11 protein-coding genes are annotated in these 13,434 nt (G+C 51.5%); 6 read left to right on the plus strand and 5 right to left on the minus strand.

The window, feature by feature from the left end:
• Positions 1-130: 130 nt before the first annotated feature.
• Positions 131-2,110: a glycoside hydrolase family 31 protein gene (locus tag QVO51_RS00915; RefSeq protein ID WP_022356851.1), complete on the minus strand. Its 1,980-nt coding sequence runs from the start codon at positions 2,108-2,110 to the stop codon at positions 131-133.
• Positions 2,111-2,230: 120 nt separating this feature from the next.
• Between QVO51_RS00915 and QVO51_RS00920 the strand changes: the two genes are divergently transcribed.
• Together QVO51_RS00920 and QVO51_RS00925 are read left to right on the plus strand one after the other, a co-directional pair.
• Positions 2,231-3,142: an AraC family transcriptional regulator gene (locus QVO51_RS00920; protein WP_022356852.1), complete on the plus strand. Its 912-nt coding sequence runs from the start codon at positions 2,231-2,233 to the stop codon at positions 3,140-3,142.
• A gap of 75 nt (positions 3,143-3,217) precedes the next feature.
• A complete protein-coding gene (locus tag QVO51_RS00925; RefSeq protein ID WP_276748013.1) occupies positions 3,218-3,916 on the plus strand; it encodes a TetR/AcrR family transcriptional regulator in 699 nt (232 codons plus the stop codon).
• Positions 3,917-4,164: 248 nt separating this feature from the next.
• Here QVO51_RS00925 and hpf read toward each other — a convergent pair whose 3' ends face one another.
• The 3 genes from hpf to QVO51_RS00940 all read right to left on the minus strand — a co-directional run bounded on the left by hpf (position 4,165) and on the right by QVO51_RS00940 (position 6,592).
• A complete protein-coding gene (gene hpf, locus QVO51_RS00930) occupies positions 4,165-4,692 on the minus strand; it encodes a ribosome hibernation-promoting factor, HPF/YfiA family (protein ID WP_022356854.1) in 528 nt (175 codons plus the stop codon).
• Positions 4,693-4,824: 132 nt separating this feature from the next.
• Complete coding sequence (locus tag QVO51_RS00935) at positions 4,825-6,090, minus strand: homoserine dehydrogenase (RefSeq protein WP_288167690.1); 1,266 nt, start codon at positions 6,088-6,090, stop codon at positions 4,825-4,827.
• A 58-nt stretch (positions 6,091-6,148) separates the two neighbouring features.
• Positions 6,149-6,592, minus strand: coding sequence for an ACT domain-containing protein (locus QVO51_RS00940; protein ID WP_015558643.1), 444 nt, complete (start codon positions 6,590-6,592; stop codon positions 6,149-6,151).
• Between the two features lie 358 nt (positions 6,593-6,950).
• Here QVO51_RS00940 and QVO51_RS00945 point away from each other — a divergent pair, with 358 nt between their 5' ends.
• Positions 6,951-9,053 carry a glutamine synthetase III family protein gene (locus QVO51_RS00945; protein WP_022356856.1) on the plus strand — a complete coding sequence of 701 codons (2,103 nt, stop codon included), beginning with the start codon at positions 6,951-6,953 and terminating at the stop codon, positions 9,051-9,053.
• A 77-nt stretch (positions 9,054-9,130) separates the two neighbouring features.
• On the opposite strand, the gene QVO51_RS00950 is transcribed toward QVO51_RS00945, so the two are convergent.
• Positions 9,131-10,453, minus strand: coding sequence for a DNA recombination protein RmuC (locus tag QVO51_RS00950; protein WP_022356857.1), 1,323 nt, complete (start codon positions 10,451-10,453; stop codon positions 9,131-9,133).
• A 159-nt stretch (positions 10,454-10,612) separates the two neighbouring features.
• On the opposite strand from QVO51_RS00950, the gene QVO51_RS00955 reads away from it, so the two are divergent.
• The 3 genes from QVO51_RS00955 (at position 10,613) to hprK (ending at position 13,417) form a co-directional block, all read left to right on the plus strand.
• Entirely contained in the window at positions 10,613-11,059 is a 447-nt protein-coding gene (locus tag QVO51_RS00955; RefSeq protein WP_022356858.1) for an OadG family protein, read from the plus strand.
• 18 nt (positions 11,060-11,077) lie between these two features.
• Positions 11,078-12,301, plus strand: coding sequence for a sodium ion-translocating decarboxylase subunit beta (locus tag QVO51_RS00960; protein ID WP_022356859.1), 1,224 nt, complete (start codon positions 11,078-11,080; stop codon positions 12,299-12,301).
• A 156-nt stretch (positions 12,302-12,457) separates the two neighbouring features.
• A complete protein-coding gene (hprK, locus tag QVO51_RS00965) occupies positions 12,458-13,417 on the plus strand; it encodes an HPr(Ser) kinase/phosphatase (protein WP_015558648.1) in 960 nt (319 codons plus the stop codon).
• Positions 13,418-13,434 lie beyond the last annotated feature (17 nt).

Consider the following 13,434-nt stretch of genomic DNA (forward strand, 5'->3'; position numbering starts at 1 on the left):
CGCTGACAGTATGAAGTACGACAAAAAGAGAAAGGTTGCGTAACCAAGGCGGTTACGCAACCTCATCTTAAAATGTTAAATACTTCTTTATCGGCGCTCCTCTAATGAGCGCCGCTTTTGCGTATTCCAATCAAAGAGTCGTGATAGAAAGGCTTGTTTCCGGCTCCGGGGAAATGCCGTTGTCTGCATACAGCTCATAGGTGCAGCCGGGGTAGCCCAGCAACTGCAAAGCAGAATGATCGATGCAGTCAGTGTTCTGGGCAGGTCTTCCAAATGGAATTGCCTTTTGCCGACGGATAAAGAACACCAGTTCCTCCAGGGCAATGTCTACATAATGATGCCCCTTTGGCAGGATTTCCGTATGGATCTGATCCCAGGTCTGCATTCTCACCAGCATCATCTCCTCCGGCAGGTATACATACCGCCCCCTTGCATTCTGCTTGTATACGGGGGCAATCATCAGTTCATCGCCGATCAGCAGCTGATCCTCCGTCTCCTTTGCCATGTGATCCGCCGGGAAGTCAAACCCCAGCGGCTTGAACATCATATCATCCCTTAAGGCGGCTTTCAGAAATTCACTGTACAGATAGGGGATCAGGCAGTAGCGGATCTTGACCATTTCCCCTGCAGCATGCAGGGTATCAAATCGGTATAGTTCCTGCATGCGGGTACCGTTGGCAGAGTGATTCCGGAACAGGGGAGTAAACAGGGCATATTGTAGCCAACGGAGCATCAGATCCTCCGTTGTATCGCTGCCAAAGCCACCTGTGTCCGATCCGGTAAACAGGAATCCAGCCATATTGAGTCCGGGCAGCTGCTGCATGGACTGGAGAATGTGGGACCACCAGGACTTGTTATCCCCCTGCCAGATGCCCCCGTATCGGTGTGCGCCGATGTAGGAGGAACGGGAGAAGAACAGGGTTCGCTTGTCCGGGCAGATCTCCCGGAGTGCCTCATATGCGGAACGGGTCATATTCATGCCATAGAGATTGTGCACATCGCTGTGTTTGACCAGCTTGCCTCCTACGTTGTGATAGAATTTGTCGTAGTCTCCCTTGTTGCCGTTGAGCCCTGCTACCATGCCGGTAAAGGCGAAGTATTCGTCAATTCCCATATTGCCGGCAGTCAGCCTCTGAATCTCGCTGCAGGTTTCCGCAAGCCGATCCTCCGTGTAGAAAATTGCCGGTTCGTTCATATCGTTCCAGAAGCCCTCAATGCCCAGGTCAGTCAGGACTGCATACTTTTTTCCGAACCATTCCCGTGCTTCCGGCTGCAAAAAATCCGGAAAATGCACACGCCCGGGCCATACCGCCCCGACGAAATCCTTACCCTCCGCGTTCTTGCAGAAGTAATTGTGAGCCACCCCTTCCTGGTATACATCGTAGCCTGTTTCGATCTTCACGCCTGCATCAATGATGGGTACCAGCCGGATGCCCTGTGTCCGCATATCCTGTACCAGCTTTCCCAGATCCGGGAAACGCTCCTGATCTACAGTGAAATCCTTATACCGCTCCATGTAGTCAATGTCTAGGTAAATGCTGTCAAGTGGAATGCCGGCAGCCTGATACTGCTGCGCCACCTGCCGCACGTCCTGCTCATTTTGATAACCCCAGCGGCTCTGACCGTAGCCAAATGCCCAGAGGGGCGGAATGTAGCTTCTGCCAATGAGCTGTCGGAACTGCTTGACAATGTGTTTTTCGTCCTGACCGGTGATGATGTAAACTGTCAGGTCATTTTTTTCTGCCCGGATCTGCATCCGATTGCCGTGGGTATAGCCGATGTCGAATTCCATTCTGCCCGGATTGTCGAAGAATGCGCCGAAGGTCTGCCTGCCGCTGATGAGAATGAAATTGTGCGCACCGTACAGAGAGCGGGTGTCCTCCTGGTGGTTGGGGTTGTCGGAATTCCAGCTTACATACTGCCAGCCCCGCTTGTTGATGCCCCGGATCTGCTCACCCAGACCATACACAACGTCCTCGTTCTGTAGGGGATAGGTGAAGGTGCCTTTGCTGTCGGTTTCAAAAAAGGGCAGTTGTTCAGTGGATGGGGGAATGTCCGTTACCACTGCGTTGGTGGGAAAGGGTGTTCCGTATAAATACTTCCGGATCATAAAATTGCTCCTCTCAAGGGTTGCGGATTTGCTTTCTGTATGATATAATACGATAAAAGAACGGAAAAAGCTATTGATATTCTACCGTATTCTGATACGATCCTATTTTGAGGTGATTGCATGCAGCATCCGGATACCAGGGAAAACCGGATTCATTCTTCCAGCGCCAAGCCCTTCAGCTATTATGAATGTGTGATCCCGGATTACTTCAACTGTGTGCCCATGCATTGGCACCGGGAGTTTGAGCTGAATTATATCCGGGAGGGGGCGGCAGAGTTTATTTGCGGGGAGGAGAAATTTACTTCTGCCAAGGGAGATATCATTCTGACACAGCCCAATGTGCTGCATTCGATTTATCCTTGTCCTGGCACCCGGCAGGTATACGATACCCTGGTGTTCAGCCCGGCATTGTTGGGCGGATCGGATGCAGACCGGTACAACAGCGCTTGCATCCAGCCTCTGGTGACCGGCAGTATGCGGATACCCACCCGGATTACATTGCCCCACCCTTATTATAACGCTCTGCAAAGCATGACCGAGCAGATCTTTTCCTGTGCCAGAGGGGATACACCCCAGTTGGATATGCTGCTGCGCAGTGAGATGCTTCGTTTGTTCTGGCTGTTGGAAACGGAGGCGGAGAGTCCGCCCCATGCGGGTGTTTCCGGTGAGAATATTCGCCCGGCTCTGGAATACATAGCAGCACATTTCAGAGAACCGATCACCATTGCGCAGCTTGCTGCATCGGTGCATTTGAGTGAAAGCTATTTTATGAACCAATTCCGCAGACAGGTGGGGCTGAGTGCGGTGGAGTATATGACGCATTTCCGGATCGATATGGCATGCAAGGCATTGAAGCAGACCAAATGTAGTGTTCTGGAAATCGCACTGGACTGTGGGTTTCGGAATCTCTCTAATTTTAACCGGCATTTTCGGAGCATTGCGGGCTGTTCTCCAACAGAATACAGAAAAAAGAATGGGTGCGCAGCATCCATGGAGGCTGTGCAGGATGAATGTAAAAATTACTGTATGTAATTTGTGCTGAAGCTATTGCATTTTAAAAAAGGTATGGTATAATTAGATCATAATCCAATCAAGAAGAAAGCGGTGTTGAAAATAGCAAGAAGGTATGATAAAGAGGACGCCAAGAGAAGGATTCTTTCCGTATGCGTCCGTCTGTTTATTGAAAAAGGGTACAGCCGAACCACCAATGCGGAGATTCTCCGACTGGCTGATGTAACCAACGGCACATTCTACAATATTTTTCACTCCAAGGACGGCATTCTGCTGGAGCTGACAGAATTTATGTTCTCCAACCAGTTCGGTATTGCCAATCAGCTGGCAGGTGAGCATGCAGACCCTGTTTTGCTGTATGCCCTGGAAACCTCTATCCAGATCACTCTGACAGAGTTGAATGAAAATCTCCGGGAGATCTATACGGAAGCCTATACGGATCCGCAGGTGTCTGAGTATATTTACCGGAAAACTGCGGTGGAACTGTATCGGATCTTCGGGAGCTATCTGCCTCAGTGCAGGGAAGCGGATTTCTTTGAGCTGGAGATCGGAACGGCTGGGATCATGCGGGCATACATGACCAAGCAGTGCGACTGCTACTTTACGCTGAAACGCAAATTAAAGCGGTTTCTGACCATGAGTCTGGGCGCTTACAATGTGCCGAAGGAAAAGCAGGAAGAAGTGATCGCACAGGTTTTGCAGATGGATATCATTGCAACAGCAAATGCAGTGATGCAGCGCCTGTTCACCGCACTGGAAATGAAATATGACTTTGTATTGGCTGAGCAACAGTAGGCGCAGTGTGGAATACTGATGCCAATGGCTGACTAGCCTTGCTGAGGCTTTTGCTGTGTTCCAGCGGTGTTGTGCCATTGGTAATGGAAGTGATGACGATCAGAGGTCTTACGCCGGTTTGTGTTTGACTATAACAAGAAAACCCCTTAAGAGGCTTTTCACGCTCTTAAGGGGTTATTTCAATCGTATTATCTGTTTAACAGGTGGATTGGATTAGCATCGCATAATTCGTAGACCGGATGCATAATTTATTCGATGGAAGGCTCCAGAACAGCGTAGTTTCCGTCATCACGGCGGTAAACCACATTCACTGCGCCGGTTGCACCATTGCAGAACATGAAGAACGCATGCCCCAGCATGTTCATCTGCAGGATGGCTTCGTCCACGCTCATAGGACGCATCTTAAAGGTCTTGTGCTTGATGATCTCGTAGGAAGCCTGCTCTTCCACCGCATCCATGGGCAGATCCCGGAATGCGCCTTCCTTGATGCGCTTGCCCAGCTTGCTCTTATTTTTGCAGATCTGGCGAATAATCTTGTCAATCGCCGCATCCAGTGCATCGTTTTTATCCAATGCAGTCTGCTCTGCACGATAGATCATGCTGCCTGCCTTTACAGTCAACTCCAGTACGATCAGATTCTTCTGCTCGGACAGGGTGATCTTTGCGTCTGTGTCACCTTCAAAAAAGCGATCCAGTTTAGCGGAGAGCTTCCCTTCTGCATATGTGGAAAAGCTCTGGGCGATCTGCATTTTCTTTGCTGTTACGATAAGTTTCAATTGTCATTCCTCCTCTGGAATGCCGCTGTACGGAACAGCCAGCCTTCCTTTTGATGTATATAGTATAGCATATAGTGATAAAAAAATCAAGCCGTTAAGCGAATTTTCTTGCAGTTTTCACAAAAGAGACGATCAGTTCAGAACCGGCATGCGGCTGATCACCTGAATGCCCCCTGTGGTCATTTGTGCCACAAGCATATCGCACTGGGCCTCCGTCAGTTCTGTAGGCGTGAGAAATGCGATGTTTTCCCCGTCCTTCAGCCGGGCAAGGGACAACTGTGCATCCACGGCGATTTTCTGGGAGGCGTAAAAGTCGTACAGCTTCCGGAACATCTGCTGGGGATCACACTTGCTCACCTTCAGATACATTCTGGAAGTGCGTTCTGCGAGGGGAGCCAGGAAGCTGTTGTCATCGGAGGGTTCCCAGGCCTGTGAGAATACGGTGCGTGCATGCTTGACGGCATCGATCACATCGCCCAGTACTGCACTGGCAGTGGGGAATTTGCCTGCGCCTCTGCCGTAGAACATGGTTTTGTCAATGGCGTCCCCGTATACCATGATTGCGTTGAACACGTCATCCACACGGGAGATCAGATTGTCATAGGACACGAACATGGGCATAACCGCCGGCAGGATCCTGCCATCTGCCTGCCGCTGTACGCTGGCGATCAGCTTGACAGCGCCACCCAGATGCCCGGCAAGCTCCACATCCTCCAGTGCAATGTCGGCAATGCCCTTGGTGTAAACATCCTTGGGGTAAACGTGCTTGCCGAACACCAGGGAGGAGATGATGCAGATCTTTCTGCATGCGTCCAGACCTTCCACATCTGCGGTGGGATCCTTTTCTGCATAGCCCAGCTTCTGTGCCAGAGCCAGCGCATCGGCAAACTGCATCTTGTCCCGGATCATTTTGGTGAGAATGAAGTTGGTAGTACCGTTGAGGATGCCGGCAACACCGCTGATATCATTGGCGGCCAGGCACTTATGCAGGGGACGAATGATAGGGATGGCGCCGCCAACGCTTGCTTCAAAGAAGAAGTTGCAGTTCTTTTCCGCAGCCAGTGCCAGCAGCTCTGCACCCTTCTGGGCAACCAGCTCCTTATTGGAGGTGGAAACGCTCTTGCCCCGTTCCAGGCATGCTTTGACATAGGTGAAGGCAGGCTCTACGCCTCCCATGCACTCTGCAATCGCAGTGACCTCCGAATCCTCCAGGATCGGGTCAATGCTTGCCACGATCTTGTCCTTATAGGGGCTTGCAGGAAACTGGCGGATATCCAGAATGTACTTGACATCCATTTCCTGTCCTGCTTTTTCTTCAATGTGGGCTTTGTTTTTGTAAAACAGCTCCACTACGCCGGAACCGACCACGCCGAATCCCAATACTGCAAACTTCGCCATAGCTTTTATGTGACTGCCCGTTCGGGCAATCTCTCCTTCCATATCATTGAATTGCTCTTTATTCTCCGGACAAGAGCTTGACATCCACCACGCCCTTGAGCTGTGCAATGCGGGTACGGAGCTGCAATGCGCCCTCGTTGCCGCCGCTGAGCCGCAGGGAAATGGTAACTGCTGCAACCCCGTCCATGGGGATGTTCTGGTTGACCGTCAGGATGTTTGCTTCACAGGCGTGCAGAGTCACCAGCACACTGGAGAGAATGCCCGGCTCGTCCCGCAGAAGCGCTGACAGAGTCAAAATCCGTTTGGTCATCTTGTCATCGTAGGAGAATACACTGTCCCGGTACTTGTAGTAGGCGCTGCGGGAGATGCCGATGCGCTTGCATGCAGAGGCAGAGCTTTTTTCCTCCCGGCTTGCCAGCAGCTTCTTGACAGCAAGTACTTTCAGAATGACCTCCGGCAAAACGGAGGAATCCACTACGATCAGCCGTCTTTGTTCGTTCATCCTACTCTCCTTTTGCGTCTGATACATTCCGCGACAGAAAAACACATGTCACTCCATAGAAAACTATATCATATTTTCAAGTGGTTTGTCAATAGGAATCCAACGGCTTTTGCCGGATTCTGTGCATATAAATGTGATATAGCCCAATGCATTTGTCAGAATTGACACATGAGAAAAGAATATGGGGAAAGAATTCTGTCAAAGAAACAAAATCCAGAATGCATCTTGACATTCCGGCACAGTTGCTGTATAATGGCAACAGAAGATTTGAAACAATGGCGTTTCGATTCTGACCGTTATGCAGGATCCAGTATCGGTCAGTGTCGGAGCGCTGTTTTTATTTTAAGGAGGAATTCATATGTCAGAGCAAGCAAAGCATCCGTCCGTTTCCGAGTATTTTGGCTGTAACGTATTCAATGATACGGTGATGCGGGAAAGACTGCCGAAGGATATCTACAAATCCGTGATGAAAACCAAGCAGTTCGGCATTGCACTGGAAAGCGATGTAGCAGATGTGGTGGCAAATGCCATGAAGGACTGGGCAGTGGAAAAGGGTGCAACCCACTACACCCACTGGTTCCAGCCTATGACCGGTATCACCGCTGAAAAGCATGACGCTTTCATCACCCCCGCCGGCGACGGCAAGGTGATTCTGGACTTCTCCGGCAAGGAGCTCATTAAGGGTGAGCCGGATGCTTCTTCCTTCCCCTCCGGCGGTCTGCGTGCCACATTTGAGGCAAGAGGCTACACCGCCTGGGATCCTACCTCCAATGCGTTTATCAAGGACAATACCCTGTGCATCCCCACAGCGTTCTGTTCCTACACCGGTCAGATTCTGGACAAGAAGACACCGCTGCTGCGTTCTATGGAAGTAGTCAACGAACAGGCTTTGCGTATCCTGCGTTTGTTCGGCAACACCACTGCTACCCGGGTTTCCACCACGGTTGGCCCGGAGCAGGAATACTTCCTGGTAGACAAGAAGACCTACGATCAGCGTGAGGATCTGATCCTCACCGGCAGAACTCTGTTCGGTGCAATGTCTCCGAAGGGTCAGGAGATGGAGGATCATTACTTCGGCAACATCAAGCAGAGAGTATCCGACTTTATGAAGGATCTGGACTGCGAGTTGTGGAAGCTGGGCATCTATGCCAAGACCAAGCACAACGAGGTCGCTCCGGCACAGCACGAGCTTGCCCCCATCTTCACCACCTCTAACATTGCGGCGGATCACAACCAGCTGACTATGGAGATGATGAAGAAGATCGCCTTGAAGCATGGTCTGGTTTGCCTGCTCCACGAAAAGCCCTTCGCAGGGGTCAACGGCTCCGGCAAGCACAATAACTGGTCCATTTCCTCCAACGATGGTCAGAACCTGCTGGATCCCGGTGATACACCCCTGCACAATATGCAGTTCCTGACCTTCCTGTGTGCCATCATCAAGGGTGTACATGAGTATGCGCCTCTGCTCCGTCTGTCTGCAGCTTCCGCCGGCAATGATCACCGGCTGGGTGCAAATGAAGCACCGCCGGCTGTAGTTTCCATTTTCATCGGCGATGATCTGCAGAGAGTACTGGATGCACTGGAGAACGGTACCAACATCAAGACCGATCAGGATCTGGAGTTTGTTATCGGCGTAGACGCTCTGCCCAACTTCCGGAAGGATGCTACTGACCGGAACCGTACTTCTCCCTTTGCCTTCACCGGTAACAAATTCGAGTTCAGAATGCTGGGTTCTGCGGATTCTATTTCTTGTACCAACACCATCATGAACACCATTGTTGCACAGGAGCTGTGTGAATTTGCTGATAAGCTGGAACAGGCAGAGGACTTTGACAAGGCGCTGAAGGAACTGCTGATCCAGACCATTAAGGAGCACAAGGCTATCATTTTCAACGGCAACGGCTATTCGGATGAGTGGCTGGAGGAAGCTGCCCGGAGGGGACTGCCGAATCTGGTATCCACTGTGGACGCTCTGCCGCATTATATGGATCCGCAGAACATTGCAATGTTTGAGAAGTTCCATGTATACACCAAGGAGGAGATCGCTTCCCGTACCGATATTCTGCTGGAAAATTACAGCAAGGTCATCAACATCGAAGCCATGACCATGTTGGATATGACCAAGAAGAAGCTGCTGCCTGCTGCAATGGAATACGGCAAGAAGATCTGCGATACCGCCATCGCAAAGAAGCAGTTGGGTCTGGATGCTTCTGCGGAAACCAAGCTTGCAGCGGATCTGGACAGCAACACTGCCAAGATGTACGAGGCAATGCAGGCTCTGGAGAGCAAGGTCAACGCAGCCAAGGAGATCGGCGATGTGCTGGAGTGTGCAAAGGCATACCGCAGCCAGGTATTCTCCGCGATGAGCGACCTGCGTACTTATGCGGATCAGTTGGAAATGCTGGTTTCCGCAGAGGATTGGCCGCTGCCTCCATACTCTGATCTGCTGTTCAACGTATAAGATTTCCAATACTTCCATACAAAAATGCGCTGCCGGAATTCTGACAGCGCATTTCTTTTATGCATGTTCGATTGGCTTTATTGGGGTTCCTCCTCCAGCAATGCGGAAGCGTCCTGGGGCTCCAGTTGTTCGATGCTGCGGAGCTTCCGGTTGATGGCACGTGTCCGGACGCCTACCAGCTTGTCCAGGTCAGTGGAAACCTGCTGCATATGCTTTTGGGTGGCAGCCAGAATATCCTCGAACCGGAGGAACTCCGTCTTGACAGCGCCCAGTACCTGCCAGACCTCATTGCTGCGCTTCTGGATAGCAAGGGTATGGAAGCCCATTTGCAGCGCATTCAGCAGAGCCGCCATGGTGCTTGGCCCAGCCAGATTGATCTGATACTGCTGCTGTAGGATCTCCACCATTCCAAGGCTGACTGCCTCGGCATACAATCCTTCAAAGGGAACAAACAGTATGCCGAAGGAGGTGGTGTAGGGCGGCTCCACATACTTATCCCGGATGTCCTTTGCGGACTGCTTGAGCCGGCTTACCAGTACCTCTCGTGCGACCTTGACTGCCGCCGGATCCCCATGCTCGTAGGCGTCCTGGAGCTGAGCATAGGCTTCCCCGTGAAATTTGGAATCGATGGGCAGATACACCGGTTCTGCACCCTCTCCCGGAAGGCGCACGGCAAATTCCACCCGGTTTTTGCTGCCGGGAATGGTTGCGATGTCCGTTTCATACTGCTCCGGCGCCAGCAGCTCCGACAGCAGCGCCCCCAGCTGGTATTCCCCCAGAATGCCCCTGGTCTTGACGTTGGACAGTACCTTTTTCAGGTCTCCTACGCCGGCGGCAAGGGTCTGCATTTCCCCAAGTCCCTTGTATACTTCCTCCAGCCGGGTGCTGACCAGCTGAAAGGACTGCGCCATTTTTTCGTCCAGGGTCTTTTGCAGTTTTTCGTCCACCGTTGACCGGATCTGATCCAGTTGGCGGCTGTTGGTTTCCTGCATATCCGTCATGTGCCGGGACAGAGTGCTGCGCATGCCCTCCAGCTTCTGTTCGCTGGAAAGCTCAAAGGTCTGGAGCCGTTTTTCCAGCTGGGACAGCTGTGCATTGAGTTCCTCCCGCAGTACCTGCTGCCGGGTGCCGATGCTCCGATCCATCAGCTTGAGCTGCTGCTCCTGCGCCTCTCTGCCCAGCTTTTCCGCCGTCAGCAGCCCATCGCCCATGGTGCGGATGTTCTGGTGCATGCCGCTGCTCCATTCCTGCTGCATGAGTCGTTCCTGTTCCAGCAGGGCGTCTTTTGCTTGTGATAGTTGCTGCTCCATGGCGTTGATGAGATCCCGGCTGCGGCGGAATATGAGAATCAGCAGCAGGATGACGGCAAGGATCAGCAGAATCAGAATTGCATATTGCATAGTTTATTTTCTCCTTTTTTACTCATTATACCATGCTGTGCAGGATTGTCAACCATCACAAAAAATGTGTAGAATGGATGAAAAAATGCTTGCAATTAATGCTGAAATCGTGTATAATGTTTTTATGTGCTATTTTATTTATGATAGGAGCGTATACATATGAAAACTTGGATGATGCTGGCAAATGCCGCCCCGCTTTTCATGTCGGAAATGAACGGCAACGAGAAAATTCCCTTTACGGGTATTATTGCTGTCACACTGACCGGCTTTGCGGTGGTATTCCTTGGGCTGATCATTCTGATCGCATTTGTGTCCCTGCTTGGAAAGTTCTTTGAGAGCCGATCCAACAAGAGTAAGCCGGATGCGCCTTCTGCCCCCAAACAGGAGCAGAAGCCTGCTCCCAAGCCGGCTCCGAAATCTCCGGCTGCGGATCTGAATGAAGAGCAGGCAGTGGTTGCGGCGATTTGTGCAGCGATCTCTGCCATGGGTGAGGCTGAGGGCACAACCTACGCCGTAAAGTCCATTCGACCCAAACAAGCTCCGGTTCGGGGCGCAAGACCCGCCTGGTATATGGCTGGGCTGCGGGACAATACCACACCATTTTAAAGAGAGAGGGCGAGTACGATGATAATTTTAGAAACGCTGCTGCAAACCCTGAAGGATCTGTGGTTTGAAAGCGGTCTGTATGCATTTGTAACCTCAGCGGACGGATTAAAGTCCCTGGCAATGATCCTGATTTCCTTTGTATTCATGTTCCTGGCAATCAAGAAGGGCTTCGAGCCTTTGCTGCTGCTGCCCATCGCATTCGGCATGCTTCTGACCAACATTCCCAATGCAGGCATGTACCATCCGGAGTTGTGGACGGGTATGAATGCGGCAGGAGAGCATGTAGGGATCGATTATCTGCAAGTCATGCAGGAAGGCGGCTTGTTGGATATCCTGTATATGGGCGTTAAGCTCCAGGTTTATCCGCCTTTGATCTTCCTGGGCATCGGCTGTATGACCGACTTCGGGCCTCTGATTGCAAACCCCAAGAGCTTTCTGCTGGGTGCGGCTGCACAGGGCGGTATCTTCTTCACCTTCATCCTTGCAGGCTTGTTCTTCACCGGTAAGGAGGCAAGCTCCATCGCTATCATTGGTGGTGCGGACGGCCCGACTGCGATCTACGTTTCCAGTAAGCTGCTCAGCGGCGGCGGTGCGATTGACACCGGTACCATTGCGTTGGCTGCTTATACATACATGGCACTGGTTCCCATTATTCAGCCGCCGATCATGCGTGCCCTGACCACCAAGAAGGAGCGTTCCATCAAGATGGGTCAGCTGCGCAAGGTGTCCAAGACGGAAAAGATCATTTTCCCCATTGCGGTTACATTGATTATCGGTTCTCTGATTCCCTCTGCTGCTCCTCTGGTGGGTATGCTGATGCTGGGTAACCTGTTCAAGGAAAGCGGCGTAGTAAGCCGTCTGGTGGATACCGCACAGAATGCAATGATGAACATCATCACCATTTTCCTGGGTATCTCCGTTGGTGCCACCACCAAGGCGGATAAGGTGATCAACAAGGAATTCCTGCTGGTTATGCTGCTGGGTGTTGCTGCATTCTCCCTTGGTACAGCATCCGGTGTTCTGCTGGGCAAGCTGATGAACAAGCTGTCCGGCGGCAAGATCAACCCGCTGATCGGTTCTGCCGGTGTTTCCGCTGTTCCGATGGCTGCTCGTATCTCCCAGAAGGAAGGCGCCCGGGAGGATCCTACCAACTTCCTGTTGATGCATGCCATGGGCCCGAATGTAGCGGGCGTAATTGGTTCTGCTGTGGCGGCAGGCGTATTGCTGAGTGTATTCGGCTAACTTTTATGTTTTTGGAAAGCAGTGCTGCGAAAAGCGGCACTGCTTTTTGCGTATTGCCTTGAATTATCCGGGAGAGTGTAGTATAATATAATCAGGTATTATGTACATGCGGCGGTTCCGTTCCGTTGGCACTGCCGGAAGTAGAAGGGGGTCATTATGACAGATAAGTTTAAAGTGAGCCTAGAGAAGATCATCGACGAATTCAAACTGGAAACCATTTATATTCACAAGGAAGCCAAGGACATTCAGATCGAGGAAAATGATGTAAATCGTCCCGGTCTGCAGCTGATGGGGTTTTATGAATACTTTAATCCGGAGCGGATTCAGATCATCGGGAAGATGGAGTTTGCGTACCTGTCTACCATTGACGAAAAGACCCGGCGTGACCGGTTGGAGATGCTGTTTGCACAGAAGCTGCCGGCGCTGATCATCACCCGGGAGTTGCCCTATTTTGCAGAAATGCTGGAGTTCGCAAAGCAGTACGAGGTGCCGCTTCTGCGGAGCAAGGAAAGCACCTCTAATTTTATGTCCGGCTTGATCGCCTTTCTGAATCTGAATCTGGCGCCCCGGATTACCCGGCACGGGGTCTTGATCGAAATCTACGGCGAGGGTGTATTTATCACCGGCGAAAGTGGCGTGGGCAAGAGCGAGACTGCCATTGAACTGGTAAAGCGCGGGCATCGTCTGGTGGCGGATGATGCAGTCGAGATCCGGAAGGTATCCAACATCAGCCTGGTGGGCAGTTCCCCGGATAACATTCGCCACTTCCTGGAGCTGCGTGGCATTGGTATCATCAATGCACGCCGCCTGTTTGGTATGGGTGCCATCAAGATGACGGAAAAGATCGATCTGATCGTGGAGATGGAGCTTTGGAATCCGGAAAAGATTTATGATCGGATGGGGGTTGACAGCCAGTATACTTCCATTCTTGGGGTGAAGGTTCCGTCTTTGACGATTCCGGTAAAGCCAGGAAGAAATCTTGCGGTCATCATGGAGGTTGCAGCCATGAACAATCGTCAGAAAAAGATGGGCTACAATGCGGCACAGGAATTGCTGGATCGTCTGGGTCTGGATATGGACAGCAAGGAAACCGTGAAAAATTACGAACAGTTTTAAGGTAACACTACTCAATA

Source organism: Ruminococcus sp. CAG:379 (assembly GCF_000434255.1).
Lineage (GTDB): Bacteria > Bacillota > Clostridia > Oscillospirales > Ruminococcaceae > Ruminococcus_F > Ruminococcus_F champanellensis.